The following is a 21181-nucleotide window of genomic DNA, read 5'->3' on the forward strand; positions in this document are numbered from 1 at the left end:
GACGCACGAGCAGGATCGAGATCACCGCGCCGGACCGGCCGGGTTCCTGCGGGCAGCAGGCAGTCGGGGAGGCGCGATGCACGACGACGGACCCGCCCGCGCGCACGCACCCCGCGCCGTGGAGTGGTCGCTCGCGCTGGGGATCGCCGGCCTGCCCTGCGCCCTGGTCCCGGTCGTCGGGGACTGGCTGGCGGCACCCCTGGGACTGGCGGCCCTCACGCTCGGATCGATCGGCAGCCACGTCGCCGACCGCGACGGGCACCCGGGCGTGGGACGCGGGCTGGCGGGCGCGCTGCTCGGTCTCGGCGTCCTCGCAGCCGTGCTGTTCTCCGCCGTCGTGGGTGCCGTCGGCCCGGCCTGACCCGCCGTCGCGGACGGTCCCGCCGGTCCGGAGCCGTCAGGCGGTGCCGGTCGTCCGTTCCCGGGCCACCAGCTCGCGGAGCGCGGGCGCGATCTCCTCGCCGAGCACCTCGAGCATGCTCGGGTCGTCGGTCGCCACGACGAACGTGCCGACGCCGTGGGTCAGGGCCAGACCGGCCAGCTCCTCGACCCACTGGTCGACCGGACCCTTCAGGAACCCACGCCGGTCGGCGGTGACCTCGCCGCCGACGTTGAGCAGCCGCCGGATCTCGGCCGGGTGCCGACCGACCTCCTCGGCGGTCTCGTCGATGATCGTGTTGCCGCGGGCCAGGCCGTCGTCCTGCAGGTAGCCGTACGAGGGCAGCCAGCCGTCGGCCTGCCGGGCGACCAGACGCAGCATGCGCGGCTTGGTGGCACCGACCCAGATGGGCACGTCGTGCGCGGGCGTCGGGCCCCGCTTGGCCCCGGTGACCCGGTGGTGCTCCCCCTCGACGCGCAGGGGCGTCCGCTCACCGGCGTCCCAGATGCCCCGGACGATCTCGATCGCCTCGCTCAGCGCGGTCACGGACTCCCCGGGGGTGAGCCGCGCCCCGCCCATCGCCGCGATCGCGTCCCAGAACCCGCCGGCGCCGAGGGCCAGGTCGACGCGCCCGCCGCTGAGCAGGTCCAGGCTCGCCACGGACCGGGCGAGCACAGCGGGCTGGCGCAGCGGCAGGTTGAGGACGTTGCCGGCCAGGTGGATCCGTTCCGTGACGGCCGCGGCGTAGGAGATCAGCGTCCAGGTGTCGAGGAACCGCGGCTGGTAGGGGTGGTCCTGGAAGGTGACGAGGTCCAGCCCGGCGGACTCGGCGGTCCGGGCGAGGCGGACCGGGCCCTGCGGATCGGCGTTCGACGGCGTGATGAACGCCCCGACGACGATCTCGTGTCCGTAGTCCGTCATGCCGAGCCTCCGGGGTGCCGCGTCTCTCCTGGCGGGTTCACCGCTGCGGGGTGGTCACCACCTGGCCGGCCCAGGTGAACCCGCCGCCGAACCCGAACAGCAGCGCGGGCACGCCCGCCGGGATCCGGCCGTCGTGCCACCACTTGGACAGCCCCAGCGGGATCGACGCCGCCGAGGTGTTGCCGGACTCGGTGATGTCGCTGACCACGACCCGGTCCTCGAGTCCGAGGGACTTGGCCAGCGGCTCGATGATGCGCAGGTTGGCCTGGTGGGCGACCAGGACCTCGACGTCGTCCAGCGTCAGCCCCGACGCCTCCACGACGCGGCGGGCCCGCTCGGCGGCCCGGGTGATGGCCCACTTGAACACCGCACGGCCGTCCTGGGCGAACCGCTCCGCCGGTGCCTCGATGCGCACCGCCGGCGTGATCTCCGGCTCGGACCCCCACACGACCTGCCCGACACCCGGGGAGTCCGCGGCCTGGAGCACGGCGGCCCCGGCCCCGTCGGCGGTGAGGATGCAGGTCGACCGGTCCGACCAGTCGGTGACCGCGGTCAGCTTCTCCGACCCGACCACGACGGCGGTCCGGGCGCTGCCCGTGCGGATGGCCTGGTCGGCCAGACCCACGGCGTAGGCGAAACCCGAGCAGGCGGTGTTGACGTCGATGACGCCCGGCCCGACGACGCCCCGCAGGTCCGGCTCCTCCTCGCCCTCGGGCGTGCTCGCCCCGGGCTGGACACCGGTGCGCAAGGCGTAGGCCACGCGGCCGGCAGTGTTCGGCGACCGGTCCATCGCGGTCGTCGTGGCCACGATCACCAGGTCGACGTCGTCGTTCGCGACCCCCGCGTCGGCGAGTGCGTGCTCCGCCGCGGCGGTGGCCATGTCCGCGACCGTGACGTCGTCGGCGGCGACGTGGCGGGTGATGATGCCGGTGCGCGAGCGGATCCACTCGTCGTTCGTCTCGACGAGCTCGGCGACGTCGTCGTTGGTCATCACCCGGGCGGGCTGGTGGTGACCGAGGCCGACGATCCGGGAGCCGGCTGCGCCGGCAGGCAGCGAGAGCATGACACCGATCATGGCATGCCGGACCCGGCCCTCCGCCCGGGGGCCGGAGTGCGAGACGTCGGGCTCAGCCGCCGAGAACGTGGACGAGGCCACGTCCGACGAGGAACAGCCCGAGCCCCGCCACCAGGACGACCGTCAGCTGTGCGCCCCGCTTCGCGACGAAGTCCGCCAGGGCCTTCAGCCCCCGGCCGGCGGGCCCGGGCGCCACCAGCGTCAGGACGAGGGGCAACCAGGCCGGCAGGGACACCACCACGACCACGACGAGGATCGCCACGACACGACCGACGACCTCGAGATCACCGGCGGCGATCTCCTTGGCGGCCGGGACGAGGACAGCCATGGTCGTGAAGTTCGTCGCCATGGAGAACACGCCGAAACCGAAGGCGGCGCCGGGACCCAGTGCGCGGCTCCGGGGCTCCGTCGGTCGGTGCCGGCGACGGCGGATCTCGAGGGCGACGGCGAGGAGCACCAGCAGCGAGCCGAGGACGATGTCGAGCGAGGCGCTCAGGGTCGGCTCCTTCGGCAGTGCGAGCGAACGGCCGAAGAGCACCAGTGCGGACAGGATGACCAGCAGCGTCAGGACGACGCCCAGGGCGTAGCGCGCAGCGACCCGCCGTCCGTCCCGGCCGGAGAGGAGGAAGGTCTGCTCGCTCAGCATCATCGGGCTGACGGCGCCGACCAGCGCGAGCGGGACGACCACCGCGAGCACCTTGAGCAGCACGGCCCCATCCTGCCAGCAGCCGGCCACCTGCCGCCCGGCGCCCGGCGGTTCGGTCCGGCCGGTCGGCAGGGCGCCGCACGCGCTGGGCGTGGGCGGCCCGGTGGCCGGTGTCCTAGGTTGGGGACAGCGAGCCGCCGCCGCGGCGGCACGGACCGACCGAGAGGACCGACCCGTGACCGACGACGCCGCACCCGCCGATCGCGTCGACGCCCCGGACGGACGCCCGTGGCGGGCCGCCGAGGTGCGGCGCCTGCTCGCCTTCGGCGCCGCCTCCCTCCCCGACGGTTCCGGTGCCCGCTGGCTCGACGCCCGCGGACGTCCCGACCCCTCACGACCGGCACAGACGTGGATCACCGCGCGGATGGCCCACACCTACGCGCTGGGCGAGCTGCTCGGCGCCCCCGGCTGCGGGACCCTCGCCGACCGCGCGCTCGGCGGGCTGTCCGGCCCGCTCCACGACGCCGAGCACGGGGGCTGGTTCGCCTCCGTCGGGCCCGGGGACGCCCTGGACGGCACCAAGGCCGCCTATGCCCACGCGTTCGTCGTCCTCGCCGCCTCCTCCGCGGTCCAGGCCGGCCGCCCGGGAGCCGCCGCGCTGCTCGACGACGCGCTCGACGTGCTGGACCGCCGCTTCTGGGACGACGGCGCCGGGCTGCTCGTGGACGAGTGGGACCGGAGCTGGACGGTGCTGTCGACCTACCGGGGCATCAACGCGAACATGCACGGCGTCGAGGCGATGCTCGCAGCCGCCGACGCGACCGAGGACCCCCGGTGGCTGGAGCGGGCGGTGCGTGTCACCGACCGGGTCGCCGCGTGGGCCGAGGCGACCCGGTGGCGCATCCCCGAGCACTTCACCGCCGACTGGACCCCCGACCTCGAGCTCAACGCCGACCGCCCGCGCGACCCCTTCAAGCCCTACGGCTCCACCCCGGGCCACGGTTTCGAGTGGGCCCGCCTGATGCTGCAGCTCGACATCGCCGCCGGGCACCCCGGACGACGCACGGAGGTCGCCCTCCAGCTCTTCGACCGGGCCCTGGCGGACGGCTTCGACGGACGCGGGTTCGTCTACACGGTCGACTGGTCCGGGACGCCCGTCGAGCGCCGGCGGTTCCACTGGGTGGCGGCGGAGGCCGTCGCCGCCGCGGAGGTGCTGGCCATGGTGACCGGTGAGTCCCGCTACGGCGAGCTCGCCGCGAGCTGGTGGGGCCTGCTGCGCCGGCGGTTCGTCGACACCGACCGCGGGTCGTGGCACCACGAGCTGGACGCCCACGACCAGCCGTCGGCGACGGTCTGGGACGGCAAGCCGGACATCTACCACGCCGTCCAGGCGCTGCTGGTGCCGGACCTCCCGCTGAGCGGGTCGTTCGCGGAGTCCGCCCGCCTCGAGTCCTAGGAGGCGGAGGCGTCGCCGGCGAGCCCCGTCTCCCGGTAGAAGCCCCAGATGTGCTCACGCGTCTCGCGCTCGGCACGGTCGACGTCCCCGGCGACCACCGCGTCGAGGATCTCCCGGTGCTCGCCGCAGAGGCGGTCAGCCGTGGCGGGCCAGGCCGGCAGCTGCTGCACGCCGCGGGCCACGTACGACGCGACGGCGCTGCGCAGCCCCGCCAGGATCGCCTCGACGAGCTGGTTGCCGGCGAGCCGCACGAGGACGAGGTGGAAGTCCTGGTCGAGCCGGACGAACTCGTCCACGCCCAGGCCCGGCACCTCCATGGCCTCGAGGAGCCGCGTCGCCTCCGCCGCCCAGCCGTCGTCGGTGTCACCGCTGCGGGCGGCCGCCTCGCGCACCGCCCAGGTCTCCAACGTCGCGCGGGTGGCGACGACGTCGTGCACCGGCAGGGTCCCGGAGGCCACGTGCAGGCGGACCGCCGCACCGAGCCCGGCGGCGGGCCGGTCGATGACGGTCGCCCCGGCGTCCGGCCCGGAACCGACGGCGGTGCGGATCATGCCCATGGCCTCGAGGATCCGGATCGCCTCGCGCACCGAGGGGCGGGAGACCTGCAGCTCCTCGGCGAGCGCCCGCTCGGCCGGGAGCCGCTCGCCGAGCGCCCAGCGTCCGGCGGCCAGGTCGGACTCGATGCGGGCCAGGACCTTCTCGTGGGTGCGCACGTCCCGATCCTAGTCGCTGGTCTGACCACACCTGGCATCATGGTGTGCACCTGCCAGCCCGCCGAAGGAGCCGGATCGTGCGCATCGCCCTGGCCGCGACCTGCCTCGCGGACACCCTGTTCCCCGGCGCCCCTCGCGCCACCGTGCGCCTGCTCGAACGGCTCGGCCACGACGTCGTCTTCCCCCGCGGCCAGGCGTGCTGCGGCCAGATGCACATCAACACCGGCTACGTCGAGGAGGCCGTCCCCGTCGTGCGCAACCACGTCGAGACCTTCGCGCCGGTGGCCGACGGCGCGTGGGACGCCGTCGTCATCCCCTCCGGCTCCTGCACCGGGTCCGTGCGTCACCAGCAAGCGATGGTCTGCCGCCGGGCCGGGCTCGACGACCTCGCCGCCACCGCCGAGGCGGTGGCCACGCGGACCTACGAGCTGTCCGAGCTGCTGGTCGACGTGCTCGGGGTCACCGACGTCGGCGCCTGGTTCCCGCACCGCGTCACCTACCACCCGACCTGCCACTCGCTGCGCATGCTCCGCGTCGGCGACCGGCCGCTGCGCCTGCTGCGCGCCGTCGGGGGCATCGACCTCGTCGAGCTGCCCGAGGCCGAGTCGTGCTGCGGGTTCGGCGGCACGTTCGCGCTGAAGAACGCCGACACCTCGGCCGCGATGCTGGCGGACAAGACCGCGAACGTCCGCGGCACGGGGGCCGCCGTCGTCACCGCCGGGGACACGTCCTGCCTGATGCACATCGGCGGCGGGCTCTCCCGGCAGCGTGCCGGCATCGGGACGCTGCACCTCGCGGAGATCCTCGCCTCCACCCGGGAGGAACCGACCCCGCTGCCCCGCGTCCGCGCGGGCGCCACGGAGGTCACCCGATGAGCACGTTCCTCGGCATCCCGGGCATCCGGCGCCGGTCCGACGACGCGGCGCCCGAGGGCTCCGACCCGTTCGGCCCGGTCCCGCACCCCGACGAGCCGCTGCGCTGGGGCGAACCCTTCCCCGCGGCGGCGAAGCAGACGCTGCAGGACGACCAGCTCCGCCGCAACCTCGGCCACGCCACCCGGACCATCCGCGCCAAGCGGGCCGCGGTCGTCGGCGAGGTCCCGGACTGGGAGCCGCTGCGTGACACCGGCTCGGCGATCAAGGAGCAGGTGATGGCGAACCTGCCCGACCTGCTGGCCCGGCTCGAGGAGAGCGTCACCGCACGCGGCGGCGTCGTGCACTGGGCGCGGGACGCCGCCGAGGCCAACCGCATCGTCACCGAGATCGCGCGGGCCCAGGGGGCCGACGAGGTCGTCAAGGTCAAGTCGATGGCCACCCAGGAGATCGGCCTCAACGAGCACCTGGCGGCCGAGGGCATCGCCGCGATCGAGACGGACCTCGCCGAGCTCATCGTCCAGCTCGCCGACGACATGCCCTCGCACATCCTCGTGCCGGCGATCCACCGCAACCGGGCCGAGATCCGCGACATCTTCCGCCGGCGCATGGGCGACGCCCCCGAGGACCTGTCCGACGTGCCGCACGAGCTCGCGATGGCGGCCCGGGCGCACCTGCGGCGCAAGTTCCTCTCGGCCAAGGTCGCCGTGAGCGGCGCGAACTTCGGCGTCGCGGAGACCGGCACCCTCGCCGTCGTCGAGTCCGAGGGCAACGGGCGCATGTGCCTCACGCTGCCCGAGACCCTCGTGACGGTGATGGGCATCGAGAAGCTGATCCCGCGGTACGAGGATCTCGAGGTGTTCCTGCAGCTCCTGCCGCGGTCCTCCACCGGCGAGCGCATGAACCCGTACACCTCCCTGTGGACGGGCGTCACCCCGGGGGACGGGCCGCAGGAGTTCCACCTGGTGCTTCTCGACAACGGCCGCACCGACGTGCTGGCCGACGAGGTGGGCCGCTCCGCCCTGCACTGCATCCGCTGCTCGGCGTGCCTCAACGTGTGCCCGGTGTACGAACGGGTCGGCGGGCACGCCTACGGCTCGGTCTACCCCGGCCCGATCGGCGCGATCCTCACCCCGCAGCTCACGGCGTCGTCCGGCGGCATGTCCGGCACCGACGACGTCAACGCCGCACTCCCCTACGCCTCGACCTTGTGCGGCGCCTGCTCCGACGTGTGCCCGGTGAAGATCGACATCCCCTCGATCCTCGTGGACCTACGGGCCCGCGAGGTCGACGCCGACCGCGGCCGCGCCGTCGACCCGTGGCGCGCCGCGATGAAGGCGGCCTCCTGGGTGATGTCCGACGGCGACCGGTTCGGCCTCACGGGTCGCGCCGCCACGCTCGGGCACGTGGTGGGCGGACGGGACGGCGTTCTCTCGACGGCGCCGCCACCGGCGTCCGCGTGGACCCGGTCACGGGACCTGCCCGCGCCGCCGCGGCAGACGTTCCGGCAGTGGATGGCCGAGCACGAGAAGGACGGGGGCGAGCGATGAGCGCGCGCGATGACGTGCTGCGCCGGATCCGGGCCGCGCTCGGCGAGGCCGGAACAGGCACGACGCCGGCCGGGCGCGTCGGCACGGCGCCCGCCGCCGTGGACGTGCCGCAGGAGTACCGGACCGCCGGGGCCGACGCACCCGGGTCGCGGGCCGCCGTCGAGCAGCTCGTCGACCGGCTGGAGGACTACCGGGCCCACGTGCACCAGGTCACGGCGGACGAGCTGCCCGCGGAGGTGGCGCGCCTGGTCGGCGACCTCGGTGGCGCGCCGTCCGTCGTCGTGCCGCCCGGACTCGACGACCGGTGGCTCGAGGCCCTTCCGCGCGACATCAGCGTGCACCGGGACTCCCCCGACGCACCGATGACCGCGCTCGACCTCGACGAGGTCGCCGCTGTGCTCACCGCCGCCCGGGTCGCCTGCTCCGAGACCGGCACCGTCGTGCTCGACGCCGAGGCCGACCAGGGCCGTCGGGCGATCTCCCTCGTGCCCGACGTCCACCTCTGCGTCGTGCGGGCCGACCAGGTCGTCCAGACCGTGCCCGAGATGGTCCGCCGGCTCGCCAAGCATCCCGAACGGCCGCAGACCTGGATCTCGGGCCCCAGCGCCACCAGCGACATCGAGCTCGACCGCGTCGAAGGGGTGCACGGACCGCGCACGCTGCACGTGCTTCTCGTGTCGCCGTCCCCCTGAACGCACGGGCACCGGGGGGCGCAGCAACCGTGCTGCGCCCCCGGTGCCCCTCGGCGGTCCGTCCTTACTTGTTCAGACCCGGCGGGGTCCGCGGGGACTTCCCGGGGGTGGCCTCGGTGAGGCTGTCGAGCAGCACGTCGTACGCGGGCTTCTTCTCGTAGTCCTCGGTCATGATGGTCGCGTACCCCTCGGGGAAGACGCCCGGGACCCAGGACCGGCCGTCGTCGAAGCCCCAGACCGTGAAGCTGGTGCAGGAGGCGACGTTCAGGCAGGCCTGCAGCATCTTGTCGTAGCGCTCGGCCTGGAGGGCGATCTGCTCGGCGGTCGGTTCGCCGTCCTCGCCGAGCGGCATGCGGACGTCGGCCTCGGTGATCGCCACCTTGAGACCGAGGTCGGCGAACCGCTCGAAGTTCGCCTGGATGGACTCGTCGAAACCGTACTGCAGGCTCAGGTGGCCCTGGGCTCCGAAGCCCTGCAGCGGCACGCCGTCGGCGAGCAGCTCCTGGGCCAGCGCGTAGTAGGCGTCGGTCTTGGCGTTGATGCCTTCCGCGTTGTAGTCGTTGAGGAACAGCACGGACTCCGGGTCCTCCTCGTGCGTCCACCGGAAGACGTCACCGATGAGGCCGACCGGGTCCTCGGAGCAGGCCTTGAGGAACGGGTTGGCCTCGGTGCGCAGCTGCACACCGCCCGCGTCCCACTCGTCCTGGATGAGCTCGTTGGCCACGTCCCACTCGTAGATGTCACCGGCGTAGCGGCCCACCACGGTGCGGACGTGGTCCTCGAGGACGTCACGCGCCTCGTCGCAGGTCCAGGTCTCGCTCGCCTCGGTCACCCAGTCCGGGTTCTGGCTGTGCCACAGCAGGGTGTGCCCCCGGACCTCCTGGCCGTTGGCCCGCGGGAAGGCCATGAGGGCGTCCGCACCGGAGAAGTCGTAGACGTCCGGCTCGGGGTGGATCTCGGCCCACTTCATGTCGTTCTCGGCGGTGAGCGAGTCGAACTCCGAGGCGAGGATCTGCTGGAACTCGGTCGGGTTCTGGGGGTCGGCATCGAGGAGGTCGCGCTGGGCCCAGACGGCGCTGCCGATCTTGAGGTCCTGGGGCGCCTCGGCGCGCAGGGTCGCCTCCGGCGGGGAGGCCTGGACCGCGGTGCCGGTGAGGGCGAGAGCGGTGAGCGTCGAGGCCGCGACGGCGACCGCACGCTTCGTGCTCGAGGGATGGGACATCGTTGTTCCTTCCTTGGAGGGAGCCCGGCGGCTCACCTGTCCACCGGACAACGCGAAGATATCGTTATCGATAACGGTTTCGCAATGGTCCGCGCGACGGCGCGCCGATCAACCGTCCGGGCCCGACCGGCACAATGGGGTTCCGTGACCGACAGCGATCTGCCTGCTTCCGCACGCGCGTCCGACGCCCTCTTCGACGTCCCCGCCGAGGCCCGCCGCCCGATCACCCGGATCGTGCTGCTCACCGGGGCCTCGGGCAGCGGCAAGTCCGCCCTGACGCGCCGGCTCGGGCTGCCCGTCGTCATGCTGGACGACTTCTACCGCGACCACGACCACCCCGGGATGCCGCGGGCCTTCGGCATCGTCGACTGGGACGACCCGGCGAGCTGGGACCACGACGCCGCCCTGGAGGCGCTGCGCACGCTCGCCGCCACGGGCCGGACCGAGGTGCCGGTCTACGACATCCCGACGTCGCGACGCACCGGCGACGCGGTGGTCGACGCGCACGGCGAGAAGGTCGTGCTCGCCGAGGGCGTCTTCGCCGCCGAGCTCGTGGCCGACCTGCGCGCCGAGGGCATCCTCGCCGACGCGATCTGCCTGGCGCGGCCCCGCCTCGTGACGTTCTGGTTCCGGCTGCTGCGCGACCTGGCGGAGTCGCGCAAACCCCCGTTCACGCTGCTGCGACGCGGCTGGGGTCTGATGCGCGCCGAGCCCGAGCTCGTGCGCCGGTGGACGGAGCTCGGCTGCCGACCTCTCACCCCCAGCGTCGCCGAGCAGGAGATCCGTTCCGTGGCCTAACCTGTGCCTGATCGTCGTGCTCCCCGCGCCGAACCTCCTCCGTGCTGCCGCCCTCCTGACCTGTCGAAGCCAGACGCACCGCACGCCGTCGCGCGACCCCGCACCGGGGTTGCCTCAGGCAGCGCCCTCTGAAGTGTCATGAAGACTTAACACGACGGTCATCCCTGCCACATCACGTGGCTTCACCGTGGTCCCAGGAGGTGGTCGAGGTGTTCGAACACAGTTCACTGCGTGTCCTGTCCCTCTACGAGGGTTTCTTCTCCGGTGGCGCCCGCGTGCTGCACTCGACAGTGGTGTCGGGTCTCCACGCGCACGGCCACCAGCAGCACTCGGCGCTCAGCCTGTACAGCGCCGTGCGCCGCGAGACCATGCTGCAGCGGATGGAGGACGACCCCCGGTTCCTCGCGCTGCGCGCCGCGGGCGTCCGCATCTCGACGCTGGGCCGGTCGACGGACGACGACGACGACCCGCGCGTCTTCACCGACACCGAGATGGAGATCGCCCGCCGCGAGGCGACGGGGGCCGACGTCGTCCTGTCGCTCAAGGAGCAGCCGCTGCGCCTGGCGAACGCGGCCGGGTTCCCGGACCGTCCGGTGGTGGCGTGCCTGCACCGCTCCGACCCGGAGAACTCCGGCGCGGCCCTGGACGACCTGCGCACCGCCGCCGAGAGCGGCCTGCTCGCGGCAGCGGTGTGCTGCGCCGAGTCGACCCGGGACGCCTACGCCGCGGCCGGCGTCCCGGAGCACCTGCTCAAGGTGGTCCCCAACGGCATCGACCTCACGCGGTTCCACCCGCGGCGCCGCGTGCGCCGGCTGGCGCTGCGGGGATCGGCCGGTATCCCGGCCGACGCGACCCTCGTCGCCTACGCGGCCCGCTACGACGCGATGAAGAACCCGAGGCTCTTCGTCGCCGCCGCACGCCAGTTCCTGGAGCGCGACGACTCCGGCCACGTCATGATGTGCGGCGCCGGCATGACGCGGGACAACACCGGACTGGCGGAGCTGCTCGACCGGTCGTTCGGGGACCGCCCCGACCTGCTCGCCCGGGTCCACACCCTCGGCGTGCGCCGCGACATGGAGAACGTCTACGCGATGGCCGACGTCGTCGCTCTCACCTCGGCCTACGGCGAGGCCGCGCCGCTGTGCCTCATCGAGGGCGCCATGAGCGGCGCGGTCCCCGTGACCACGCCCGTCGGCGACAGCGCGCGGCTGGTCGAGCGCATCGGGTTCGTGACGGGCTTCGACGCCGCCGAGATCGCCGAGACGTGGATCGAGGCCGCCGCCCGGCGCGGGGAGCTGCGCGGGGCGCTCACCGCGGCCCGGCAGCGGTTCAGCCACGTGCGGATGCTGTCCGGCTACGCCCAGGTGCTCGAGCAGGCCGTGCGGGGCACCGGTCTGCAGGTCGCCGCCTGACGACCGGGCGACGGGACGCCCGCTCCGGCGTCCCGTTGCCGGGCCCGGCGGGACCCGCTAGGACTGGAGGCGTCCGGAGCGCTCCGGGCGACACGTCCGGGAGGTGAGTGGATGCCGGTCCCCGACCCCGCCGCACCGACGCCGGCGGACGTCGACGTGCGCCCCGCGACCGTCTTCGAGGACGTCGCCGCGATCGTCGGACCGCGGCGTCCCGACGCGACCGTCTGCTTCTGCCTGAGCTACCGGATCGGCTCGACGGAGAGCCGGCGCCTGCGTGGGCCGGCCCGCGGCGAGCGCGTCCGCGAGCTCTGCGCGCAGGATCCCCCTCCCGGCGTCGTCGCCTACCTGGACGGCGAGCCCGTCGCCTGGGCCGCGATCCACCCCCGCGCCGACACGTCGTTCGCGACGAACCGCCGCATCCCGCACGTCGACGACGTCGACGCGTGGTCCCTGTGGTGCCTGCGCGTGCGGCCCGGGTACCGCCGGACCGGGCTGACCGCCCCGTTGATCGAAGGGGCGGTCCGGTTCGCCCGCGACCGTGGCGCACCGGCGGTCGAGGCCTACCCGCTGGACAACCAGGGCGAGCGCATCGACACCACCATGGCCTACGTCGGCACCCGGGAGATGTTCGAGCAGGCGGGTTTCACGGTCGTCGCCGCGACGTCGTCGACGCTCGACGGGTTCCCGCGCGTGCTGATGCGCCGGGCGCTCGACGAGTCCTGACGGCTGGGCCTCGCTCGGCACGCCACGGGCCGGTCTCGCGCGACAGACCCGGGTGACGCGTCTGACATCGACTCCGGTGCACCGGGTGTGTACCGTGATGAGCGGAGCCCGACAGTGGGTTCGCGGACGAGGGAGCAGTACCCGCCACACGACAAGACTGCCGCGAAAGAGGTACGTCTCGTCATGGCCTGGATCGTCCTGATCGTCTCGGGTGTGCTGGAGGCCGTGTGGGCCACCGCGCTCGCCGCCTCCGGAGGCTTCCGCAAGCCGAAGCCCACCCTCCTTTTCGTCGTCGCGCTCGCCGCCAGCATGGCCGGCCTCGCGTGGGCGATGACCGACCTTCCCACCGGCACCGCGTACGCCGTCTGGGTGGGCATCGGCGCCACCCTCACCGTCGTGTGGGGGTTCCTCACCGGGCAGGACCGCGTCAACGTCGCGCGTGTCCTCCTGCTGACCCTTCTCGTCGGCTCCGTCGTGGGCCTCAAGGCGGTGAGCTAGCCATGCCGTGGCTGATCCTGCTGCTGAGCGCCGTCGCCGAGGCCGTGTGGGCCACTGCGCTCGGCGAGTCCGAGGGCTTCTCCGTCCTCGGCCCCACCATCGTGTTCTTCGTGTTCCTCGCCATCTCCATGGCCGGCCTCGGCTGGGCCGTGCGCCGCATCCCGCTGGGCACCGCCTACGCGGTGTGGGTGGGTCTCGGCGCCGCCCTGACGGTGTCCTACGCCATGGCCACCGGCGGCGAGTCCGTCTCCGCCCTCAAGGTGGTGTTCCTCCTCGGGATCGTCGGGGCCGTCATCGGCCTCAAGCTGGTCCCGCACGACGCCCCCGCGGTGGAGCGGGACGTCGACGTCCGCGACTGACCGTCGCGGTCGGTCTCTCTCAGGCGCCCCGGCGCCCACGTCCTGAGGGCGTGGACGCCGGGGCGAGCGGCTGTCGCACCGGCGTCACCGACGGCGTCGCCAGCAACAGCGACGTCCCACGACTAGGCTCGACGACCAGGAGCCGCTCCGGGCCGGAGCACCGATCCGTTCCGGAGAGGACTGCCGTGGAACAAGCGTCGAACATCGTCCTGGTGCTGATCCTGGCTCTGCTCGTTCGCGAGCTGCGGGTCGGACGAGAGGTGGTCCGGTCCGACCCGAGCCTCGACCTGCGCTCCAACGAACGCTTCCGGACCCTGCGGATGCAGCTGCTCGAACCCTTGGTGGCCTTCGTCGTCGTCGGCGCCCTGCTGGCCGCCGATCTGCAGCACCACCCCGTGCACCTCGTCCTCGTGCTCGTCGGCGGGGCTCTCGGCTACGCGTTCGGCGCCTACCGGGCACGCACGACGTACGTGGCCGCGGTTCCGCGGCATCGTGGGCTGGTGCTGCGCTACACCGTCGAGTCGTTCGTGGCGCTGGGGGTCCTCGTCGTGATCAAGGTCGTCGCCGAGCAGGACCTCCTGCCCGACGGCGACGTCTTCCGCGCCGTCATCGCCGCCATGCTGGGCATCCTCGTCGTCGAGTCGTTCGCCCGCGTGCTGAAGCTGCTCCGCTACTACCAGCGTGACCGAGCCACGCCTCAGGGGTAGTCCTCCAGGGCCGGGCTCCGACCCTCGGAGCATCTCGGACCGGCAAGCCCGCCCACGGTCCGGACGCGGGAACCGCCTGCGGCCTCCGTTCGTCGTACCGTGTGGCCCGCCGGAACCCTTTCCTCCGGCGGGCCACCACTTCCCTGCACCCCGAAGGTCCCAATGAGCTCGAACACCACCCCGATCCTGCGCGCCACCGGCCTCTCGGCCGGCTACGGCGGCCCCGACGTCGTGCGCGACATCGACCTCGAGCTCACGACCGGCTCCGCTCCCGTCGGTATCGTCGGGCCGTCCGGGGCCGGCAAGTCCACGATCGTGCGCGCGCTGGTCGGCCGTGTCCGGCCCACCAGCGGTCATGCCACCTGGCACGGCCGCACCGTGAGCCGCATCGGGCTGCGCGACAAGAAGGCCTTCCGCACCCAGGTCCGCCGCGTCACCCAGGAGGGCATCGCCGACGCCGACGCCCGCTGGACCGTCGACCGCGTGCTCGGCAAGGCCCTGACCGACGCCCGCAAGGCCGGCCGCCCCTCGGGCCGCACCGTCGAGGAGCTGCTGGCCGACGTCGCCCTCGAGCCGCGTTTCGCGCCCCGGCAGATCGGCACGCTCTCCGGGGGCGAGAAGCAGCGCGTCGCGCTCGCCTCCGCGCTGGCGACCCGCCCGGACGCCCTCCTGCTGGACGAGCCCCTGACCGCCGTCGACCCGGCGATGCGCGGTGAGGTCGTGCGCCGGCTGGGCGAGGCAACCTCGGCCCAGGGCACCGCCGTGCTGCTGGTGACCCACGACCTGGAGCTGGTGGAGCGACTCTGCCCGACGGTGCACGTGCTCGCCGACGGCACTTTCGTGACCTCCGGGAGCCTCTCGCAGGTGCTGGCGACCGCGACGCACCCGGTGGTGCAGGAGCTCGCCGAGGCGGCACCGCAGGCGGTCCAGCGGTTCCGCTGAGTCCGCCGACTCGGCGAAAGGCCGTCAGGCGGTCCCGTCCGGCGCATTGTAGGCTCGACGGCGGGTCAGTCTCGAAGTCCGCCAATCGTGAGGGGTAGCAATGCTCGTCCGGGGCGGTGTCACGGGATGACGAGCGGATCCCCGAACACGGTCATGGCCCGATGGGCGATCGACTCCCCGGAAGACCTCGCGCGTATCCGCACGGACCTCGACCGCGCCCTGCAACGGATGGAAGCGGTGGACTGCGACTGCTTCGCCCCCTCGGGTGCGAGCCCGGACCACGTGGTCCTCATCGCCAACGAGCTGGCGTCCAACGCGCTGGAGCACGCGGACGGGCCGGCACGGGTCGAGCTGCGCTGCGACGGCGCGACCGTCGTCGTCTCCGTGACGGACCAGCGCCCCGACCTCCCGCCCGTGCTCAGCCCGCACCGCGATCTGGGTGAGGGCGGATTCGGCCTCCAGCTGGCGCTGCGTGTCGCCGACGAGGTCGGCTGGTACCGCGACTCCGCCTGGGAGAAGCGCGTGTGGGCGCGGTTCACGCTGGCCGCGCGAGACCGGTCGCGGGGCGGTTCCGGGTCCGCACGCCACGCCGCGCCGGAGACGCGGACGCCCGTCGGCCGCTGACGAGCGACGGCTCGTCGCGGCGTTCTGCGTGCCGTCGGCCGTAGCACCCCCAGGTCACGTCTGGAACGCCGCGTCGCCCCGCTCCGAGGACAGACGGCGAGGGCCCGACCGGGAAGCTCCCGGTCGGGCCCTCGAAGAACGTCAGGCGATCAGGCCCGGCGGCGCATCCAGAGGAAGGTGCCACCGGCGGCGATCAGCGCGAGCGCCCCGATCGCGATGGCCGTGACCTCGGAACCGGTCTGCGGCAGCTCGTCCGTGGTGGGCTCCATGCTGTCGCCCGGGGACGGCTCGTCGGAGACGTCGGTCGAGGGCTCGGTGGACGGCTCCTCCGACGGCTCCGTCGACGGCTCGGTCGAGGGCTCCTCCGACGGCTCCATCGACGGCTCGGTCGAGGGCTCCTCCGACGGCTCCATCGACGGCTCGGTCGACGGCTCCTCCGACGGCTCGGTCGAGGGCTCCTCCGACGGCTCCGTCGACGGGGAGGGCGACATCGAGGGCGAGGGGGACACCGACGGCGACGTCGACGGGGCCGGCGAGTGCGACGGCGACGGCTCGATCTTGACCTCCAGGACGGAGACGTGGCTGATCTCCTGCACCTGGCCGTTGGTGTTGGTTGCCGGGGACTCGACCAGGTACTCCGCGACCGGCTGGTCGAACGTGATGTAGGTGACCCCGTCGTTCGCCGCCTTCACGCAGATCTTCTTGATCAGGGAGCCGTCGGACGCCGTGACCTTGTACGTCGTCTTGTCGATGTCCTCGGTCTTGATCCATCCGGTCTTCTCGTCCGGGCAGACCTGCTCGTCGCTGGTCGTGATGGTGGCGCCCGGCGTGGCCGTGGCCACGGGAAGCCCCACGAGGGCACCGAGGAGGAACAAAGCGGCGGCGGCGATCAACGCGATCGGCAAGCGGAATCGAGCAGCGGTCATCGCTGGTGTCTCACTCTCAGGCTGGTCGTGACGAGGCGGCGCTTGGCAGCCTAGGGGAGTCCGTGCCATGTCGGAAGGCCCGTCCGCGGACCGTTACCCCCTGGTGATATCGCGGACTCAGGACTTCTGTCCGTTCTGCCCGATCTTCCCGGCCCATCATGATCCGGGCCTCGGGGTCGCCGATCCGGGGGCCGCCGAGCGGATGCCGGACGAAGCCAGGTGCCGGACGGCAGAAGGCCCGCCCGGGGGGTCCCGGGCGGGCCTCCGTGCGAACCCCGCGGATCAGGCCCGGCGTCGCAGCCAGACGATGGCCCCGCCCGCGCCGATCAGCACGAGCGCGCCGATCGCGATCAGCGTGACCTGCGCGCCGGTCTGCGGGAGCTCGTCGGCGCCGGACTCGACCTCGTCGCCGGACACCGGCGTCGGGTCGACGGTCGGCTCCTCCTCGGGAGTCTCCGAGGCGTCCTCCGAGGGCTCGACGGACGGCTCCGGCGTCGGCTCGGTCTGCGGCGGCGCGGCGGCGCAGTTCGGCGTGGCCGGCGGGTAGACCAGGTCGACGGAGATCTCCGGGTTCACGACGAGCGTCGCCTCGATGTCCCCGCGCGTCCAGGCGTCGTTGCCGTTGGTCGGCACCCAGGTACCGTCCTCGAGCTGCGCCCAGCCCGGCCAGGCCGTCGGGGTCTCCCCGTCGTCCGCCACCGCGGCTCCGGGCCACAGCGTGCGACCGGACAGCGTGCCGTCCTCACCGAGGGTGCCGAGCTGAAGCGTCTCCGTGTGCGTCCCGTCGGTGAGCACGAGGGTCACGGCGCGCTCGGGAGACAGGCCGTCCGGGTCGGTCAGGACCACGTCGAAGGAGATCCACGGCGCGTTCGCGACGCACTCGCCGACGGCGACCGAGCCGGCCAGCGAGGGCTCGATCGGAGCGGACGTCGGCTCCTCCGACGGCTCCACGCTCGGCTCGACGGACGGCTCCTCGCTGGGCTCCTGGGAGGGCTCGACGGACGGCTCCTGCGAGGGCTCAGCGCTCGGCTCGACGGAGGGCTCCTCCGACGGCTCGACCGACGGCTCCTCCGACGGCTCCGTGCTCGGCTCGACGGACGGCTCCTCGCTGGGCTCGGCCGAGGGCTCGACCGAGGGCTCGACGGAGGGCTCGTCCGACGGCTCCGTGCTCGGCTCGACGCTCGGCTCCGGCGTCGGCTCCTCGCACTCCACGAGGCCTTCCCAGTGGTAGTTCGTGCCGTCGACCTGCACCCACTCGTAGGCGTAGCGGGCCCAGCCGGGCCACTGGTCGAGCGACGTCGGGTCGAAGCTCTCCACACCCGTCCACCGGCCGGTGTCGTGGTGGAAGTTGAACGTCTCCACCGCGTCGGTGTCGAGGTTGCGGACGCGGACGTTGACGTCGTTGCCGGACACGCCGTCCGGGTAGGTCACCGTCAGGCCGGCCTCGCAGGTCGGCGCGGGGTACGGCCAGCCACCGTCGTCCGCGACCTCGCGGATCGAGACGTGGCTGATGTCCTGGATGCTGCCCTTGCCGTTGTCCGACGGCGAGACGATCAGGAAGGTCTTCGCCGGGGGGTCCACCCGGAGTCGCTCGACGGTGCGCGCGGACTTCACGCACACCTCGGCGATGAGGTGGCCCTCGCTCGCCTCGGCGAGGTACTCGGTCCCGGTGAGGTCGTCGATCTTGGACCACTCACCGTCGGCGGGGCAGGTCGCCTGGCCGTTGCCGTTCCCGGCAACAGCGGCACCTCCCGCGGGCAGGGCGGCGCCGGGCAGGGCCACGAGGGCGCCGAGCAGCATCAGCACGGCGGCGGCGATCATGGCGATCGGTAGGCGTAGGCGGGCAGCGGTCATCGCTGGGAGCTCACTCTCGGGGGATCGGCGTGGAGACGGCCTGGGAAGCCTAGAGCACCCGTGACCTGCGACGGGACACCGACCGCACCCGGGGCCGGACCGTGCGGCCCCGTCCGACACGTCCCCTGTGCACCGCTGGCCCGCTTTTCGGCCTGTTCAGGGCTTCCTTGCCGGTTCCGCCTCCTGTTCACCGGCAGAACGAATTCACCCGGTGTGTCCTCGTCGGGGCGACCCGCGGTGCACGCCGGGACGCGAACGGTTCAGGAGTCGTCCGCGACGAACCGCTGCCGGGTCTCGGCGAGCAGGGGCCGGTCCGCGCGCAGCACGGCCGCGACCCACAGGATGCCGAGCAGGGCGAGCAGCGCCGGGGACATCAGCCACCCGACGGCACCGGCGAGCACGACGGCGACGAGCACCACGAGGGTCGACCGCGGCAGCCGTCCGAGGAAGTACAGGGCGAGCTTGGCGGTGTCCCGGGCACGGAAGGAGAAGAACGACGCGATCACGGTGGCCTGCACCAGCCAGAGCAGCAGGAGCACCGCGGCACCGATCCCGACACCGGTCGCCCAGGCGGGAGCCGTGCCGATCCCGGAGGCCACGGCGAGCGTCAGTCCCGCGAGCGCCAGCACGCTGGGCACCCACAGCACGAGGGCGTCCATCGCGTTGATCCGGTAGCCGCGCCCGAACGCCGCCACGGGTCCGAGACCCTCCTCGATCGCCTGTCCCCCAGCGCGAACGCCGCCGCGGAGAACGCCGGACCCACGAACACCAGCGCGAGCGCCACGAGCGCCGTCCCGGCCGCTCCGGCGCCGCGCAGTCCGAACAGCAGCACGGCCGGCGACACGGCGAGCGCGAAGAGGACACCGACGACCAGGAGCCGCACCGCGGTCGGGGTGTCGTCCGGGGACGAGGCGGAGGGTTCGGTCGAGGCCACGGCCCCACCGTACCCAGCCCGGCCACGGCCGTCGGTCAACCGTCGCCACCCGGCGCGGTGTGACGCCGTCGGGCAGCATGACCCCTATGACCCGCAACCCCCTCGACATCCTGTTCCTCGGCGGATCCGGCGTGATCAGCGCCGCGTCCGTCCACCGTGCCGTCGCCCAGGGGCACCGTGTCGCCGTGCTCAACCGGGGCCGGTCGACGCACCGCGAGCTGCCGGCCGAGGTCGAGCAGCTGACCGCCGACGTCTCGGACGACGCCGCCGTGGACGCGGTGCTGGAGGGCCGCGACTTCGACGTGGTCGCCCAGTTCCGCGCCTTCACCCCCGACCACGTCGCCCGGGACATCGCCCGCTTCACCGGCCGTACCGGCCAGTACGTGTTCGTCTCGAGCGCGTCCGCCTACCAGACGCCCCCCGCGCGGCTGCCGGTCACCGAGTCCACGCCGCTGCGCAACCCGTTCTGGCAGTACTCCCGCGACAAGATCGCCGGGGAGGACCTGCTCGTCCGCGCCCACCGCGAGAACGCCTTCCCCGCCACCGTGGTGCGCCCGAGCCACACCTACGACCGCACGCTGCTGCCCACGCTCGGCGGCTGGACCGACGTCGCCCGGATGCGCGCGGGACGGCCCGTCGTGGTGCCCGGGGACGGCACCAGCCTGTGGACCCTGACCCACACCGACGACTTCGCGGTCGGGTTCGTCGGTCTGCTCGGCCACCCGCTGGCGATCGGCGACACCTTCCAGATCATGGGCACCCACGCGCCCACCTGGAACCAGGTCTACACCTGGCTCGGGCAGGCGGCCGGGGTCCCCGACCCGGAGATCGTGCACGTCGCCTCCGAGACGATCGCCCACGTGCTGCCCGACGTCGGGCCAGGTCTGCTCGGCGACAAGGCGCACTCGATGCTGTTCGACTGCGTCAAGCTGCAGGCGCTGGTGCCCGACTTCGCGACGACGGTCACGTACGACCAGGCGGCGCACGAGCAGATCGCCTGGTTCGACGCCCACCGTGCCGCCCAGGAGGTCGACCCGGTGCTCGACGCCGGTTTCGACCGGCTCGTCGAGCATGCCGGGGCGATCTGACCGTAGGCTCACCGGCGTGACCCAGCCCCTCGTCCTCCTCGACCTCGACGGTACCCTGATGGACTCCGCTCCCGGGATCACCGCCTCGGTCGCCCACGCCTACCGCACGATCGGGCTGCCGGTGCCCGACGACGCCACGCTGCGCACGTTCGTCGGCCCGCCGGTCAGCGAGTCCTTCGCGGGCCACGGCGTCCCGGCGGACCGCGCCGACGCCGCGGTGGAGGCCTACACCGAGGCGTTCACCGCCGGCGGGATGTTCGACTGCTCCGTGTTCGACGGGGTGGCGGACGCGCTGGGCGAGCTGCGGGCCGCCGGGTACGAGCTCGTCGTGGCGACCAGCAAGCCCGAGATGTACGCCCGCCCGATCTGCGACCGCTTCGGGCTGAGCGACCTGGTCGACCGCGTGCACGGCTCCGCCGGCGACGGGAGCACCTCGACGAAGGCCGACGTCGTCGCCGCCGCCCTGGCCGGCTCCGGTCGCCTCTCCCCCGTCGACCCCGCCCACGGTCCGGTGCTCATGGTCGGCGACCGGGAGCACGACGTGCACGGGGCCGCCGCGCACGGCATCGACTGCCTCGGGGTCGCCTGGGGCTACGCACCGGACGGCGAGCTGCAGGAGGCCGGTGCCGTCGACATGGTCGAGGAGGTCACCGCGCTCGCGTTTGCCGTCACCGCTGCGATCACCGTGGACGCCGGCGCAGGTGTCGGCGTCGGCGTCCACGCGATCGGGGCCTGAGCCGGACGTCGGGCACGACGAAGGCCCCGGAACCCTCCACGGGTTCCGGGGCCT

General features: G+C 73.3%; 23 protein-coding genes and 1 riboswitch. Of the genes, 15 read left to right on the forward strand and 8 right to left on the reverse strand.

The genetic code is table 11. The annotated features are described in order from the left end of the window. Window positions 1-76: 76 nt before the first annotated feature. On the forward strand, window positions 77-361 hold the full coding sequence (locus tag Q6350_RS01840; RefSeq protein WP_304602604.1) for a hypothetical protein: 285 nt from the start codon (window positions 77-79) through the stop codon (window positions 359-361). A 36-nt stretch (window positions 362-397) separates the two neighbouring features. Here Q6350_RS01840 and Q6350_RS01845 read toward each other — a convergent pair whose 3' ends face one another. The 3 genes from Q6350_RS01845 to Q6350_RS01855 form a co-directional block, all read right to left on the reverse strand. Continuing rightward, on the reverse strand, window positions 398-1300 hold the full coding sequence (locus tag Q6350_RS01845; protein ID WP_370375353.1) for an LLM class flavin-dependent oxidoreductase: 903 nt from the start codon (window positions 1298-1300) through the stop codon (window positions 398-400). 37 nt (window positions 1301-1337) lie between these two features. Then, a complete protein-coding gene (locus tag Q6350_RS01850; protein ID WP_304602605.1) occupies window positions 1338-2363 on the reverse strand; it encodes a beta-ketoacyl-ACP synthase III in 1026 nt (341 codons plus the stop codon). 64 nt (window positions 2364-2427) lie between these two features. Next, window positions 2428-3084: a GAP family protein gene (locus tag Q6350_RS01855; RefSeq protein WP_305064864.1), complete on the reverse strand. Its 657-nt coding sequence runs from the start codon at window positions 3082-3084 to the stop codon at window positions 2428-2430. A gap of 172 nt (window positions 3085-3256) precedes the next feature. Here Q6350_RS01855 and Q6350_RS01860 point away from each other — a divergent pair, with 172 nt between their 5' ends. Further along, window positions 3257-4477: an AGE family epimerase/isomerase gene (locus tag Q6350_RS01860; protein ID WP_305064866.1), complete on the forward strand. Its 1221-nt coding sequence runs from the start codon at window positions 3257-3259 to the stop codon at window positions 4475-4477. Here Q6350_RS01860 and Q6350_RS01865 read toward each other — a convergent pair. Beyond that, the gene (locus Q6350_RS01865) at window positions 4474-5190 is read right to left on the reverse strand and encodes a FadR/GntR family transcriptional regulator (RefSeq protein ID WP_304602608.1); all 717 of its coding nucleotides are present in this window, start codon (window positions 5188-5190) and stop codon (window positions 4474-4476) included. The genes Q6350_RS01860 and Q6350_RS01865 overlap by 4 nt on opposite strands. A gap of 77 nt (window positions 5191-5267) precedes the next feature. Here Q6350_RS01865 and Q6350_RS01870 point away from each other — a divergent pair, with 77 nt between their 5' ends. From Q6350_RS01870 to Q6350_RS01880, 3 genes are read left to right on the forward strand one after another with little or no spacing between them, the layout of a single operon-like run. After that, window positions 5268-6065 carry a (Fe-S)-binding protein gene (locus Q6350_RS01870; protein WP_305064869.1) on the forward strand — a complete coding sequence of 266 codons (798 nt, stop codon included), beginning with the start codon at window positions 5268-5270 and terminating at the stop codon, window positions 6063-6065. Next, window positions 6062-7612, forward strand: a complete 1551-nt coding sequence (locus Q6350_RS01875) for a LutB/LldF family L-lactate oxidation iron-sulfur protein (protein ID WP_305064872.1) — start codon at window positions 6062-6064, stop codon at window positions 7610-7612. Before Q6350_RS01870 ends, Q6350_RS01875 begins: the two co-directional genes overlap by 4 nt. Continuing rightward, entirely contained in the window at window positions 7609-8304 is a 696-nt protein-coding gene (locus tag Q6350_RS01880; protein ID WP_305064874.1) for a lactate utilization protein C, read from the forward strand. The genes Q6350_RS01875 and Q6350_RS01880 overlap by 4 nt, the downstream gene beginning before the upstream one ends. A 64-nt stretch (window positions 8305-8368) precedes the next feature. On the opposite strand, the gene Q6350_RS01885 is transcribed toward Q6350_RS01880, so the two are convergent. Continuing rightward, a complete protein-coding gene (locus Q6350_RS01885; RefSeq protein WP_305064876.1) occupies window positions 8369-9526 on the reverse strand; it encodes an endo-1,4-beta-xylanase in 1158 nt (385 codons plus the stop codon). A 144-nt stretch (window positions 9527-9670) separates the two neighbouring features. On the opposite strand from Q6350_RS01885, the gene Q6350_RS01890 reads away from it, so the two are divergent. The 8 genes from Q6350_RS01890 (at window position 9671) to Q6350_RS01925 (ending at window position 15589) form a co-directional block, all read left to right on the forward strand. After that, entirely contained in the window at window positions 9671-10324 is a 654-nt protein-coding gene (locus tag Q6350_RS01890) for a uridine kinase (RefSeq protein ID WP_304602613.1), read from the forward strand. Window positions 10325-10500: 176 nt separating this feature from the next. Continuing rightward, window positions 10501-11736 carry a glycosyltransferase gene (locus tag Q6350_RS01895; protein ID WP_305064878.1) on the forward strand — a complete coding sequence of 412 codons (1236 nt, stop codon included), beginning with the start codon at window positions 10501-10503 and terminating at the stop codon, window positions 11734-11736. A gap of 111 nt (window positions 11737-11847) precedes the next feature. Further along, on the forward strand, window positions 11848-12459 hold the full coding sequence (locus Q6350_RS01900) for a GNAT family N-acetyltransferase (protein ID WP_305064880.1): 612 nt from the start codon (window positions 11848-11850) through the stop codon (window positions 12457-12459). Window positions 12460-12560: 101 nt separating this feature from the next. Next, window positions 12561-12626: riboswitch (guanidine-III (ykkC-III) riboswitch) on the forward strand. A 16-nt stretch (window positions 12627-12642) separates the two neighbouring features. Further along, on the forward strand, window positions 12643-12957 hold the full coding sequence (locus tag Q6350_RS01905; protein ID WP_305064881.1) for a multidrug efflux SMR transporter: 315 nt from the start codon (window positions 12643-12645) through the stop codon (window positions 12955-12957). Between the two features lie 2 nt (window positions 12958-12959). After that, complete coding sequence (locus Q6350_RS01910) at window positions 12960-13316, forward strand: multidrug efflux SMR transporter (RefSeq protein ID WP_305064883.1); 357 nt, start codon at window positions 12960-12962, stop codon at window positions 13314-13316. 185 nt (window positions 13317-13501) lie between these two features. Then, window positions 13502-14023, forward strand: a complete 522-nt coding sequence (locus tag Q6350_RS01915) for a hypothetical protein (RefSeq protein ID WP_305064885.1) — start codon at window positions 13502-13504, stop codon at window positions 14021-14023. 162 nt (window positions 14024-14185) lie between these two features. After that, window positions 14186-14965 carry an ABC transporter ATP-binding protein gene (locus Q6350_RS01920; RefSeq protein WP_304606714.1) on the forward strand — a complete coding sequence of 260 codons (780 nt, stop codon included), beginning with the start codon at window positions 14186-14188 and terminating at the stop codon, window positions 14963-14965. 126 nt (window positions 14966-15091) lie between these two features. Next, window positions 15092-15589, forward strand: coding sequence for an ATP-binding protein (locus tag Q6350_RS01925; protein ID WP_305064887.1), 498 nt, complete (start codon window positions 15092-15094; stop codon window positions 15587-15589). A gap of 149 nt (window positions 15590-15738) precedes the next feature. On the opposite strand, the gene Q6350_RS01930 is transcribed toward Q6350_RS01925, so the two are convergent. The 3 genes from Q6350_RS01930 to Q6350_RS01940 all read right to left on the reverse strand — a co-directional run bounded on the left by Q6350_RS01930 (window position 15739) and on the right by Q6350_RS01940 (window position 19064). Continuing rightward, entirely contained in the window at window positions 15739-16515 is a 777-nt protein-coding gene (locus tag Q6350_RS01930; protein ID WP_305064889.1) for an LPXTG cell wall anchor domain-containing protein, read from the reverse strand. Between the two features lie 282 nt (window positions 16516-16797). Further along, window positions 16798-18369: an LPXTG cell wall anchor domain-containing protein gene (locus Q6350_RS01935; RefSeq protein WP_305064891.1), complete on the reverse strand. Its 1572-nt coding sequence runs from the start codon at window positions 18367-18369 to the stop codon at window positions 16798-16800. A 260-nt stretch (window positions 18370-18629) separates the two neighbouring features. Continuing rightward, window positions 18630-19064, reverse strand: coding sequence for a hypothetical protein (locus tag Q6350_RS01940; RefSeq protein ID WP_305064893.1), 435 nt, complete (start codon window positions 19062-19064; stop codon window positions 18630-18632). Window positions 19065-19389: 325 nt separating this feature from the next. On the opposite strand from Q6350_RS01940, the gene Q6350_RS01945 reads away from it, so the two are divergent. Together Q6350_RS01945 and Q6350_RS01950 are read left to right on the forward strand one after the other, a co-directional pair. Next, complete coding sequence (locus tag Q6350_RS01945; RefSeq protein WP_370375354.1) at window positions 19390-20391, forward strand: NAD-dependent epimerase/dehydratase family protein; 1002 nt, start codon at window positions 19390-19392, stop codon at window positions 20389-20391. 16 nt (window positions 20392-20407) lie between these two features. Next, window positions 20408-21127 carry an HAD hydrolase-like protein gene (locus tag Q6350_RS01950; protein WP_304602622.1) on the forward strand — a complete coding sequence of 240 codons (720 nt, stop codon included), beginning with the start codon at window positions 20408-20410 and terminating at the stop codon, window positions 21125-21127. Window positions 21128-21181 lie beyond the last annotated feature (54 nt).

It is taken from the genome of Isoptericola sp. b515 (genome assembly GCF_030588125.1).
Lineage (GTDB): Bacteria > Actinomycetota > Actinomycetes > Actinomycetales > Cellulomonadaceae > Isoptericola > Isoptericola sediminis.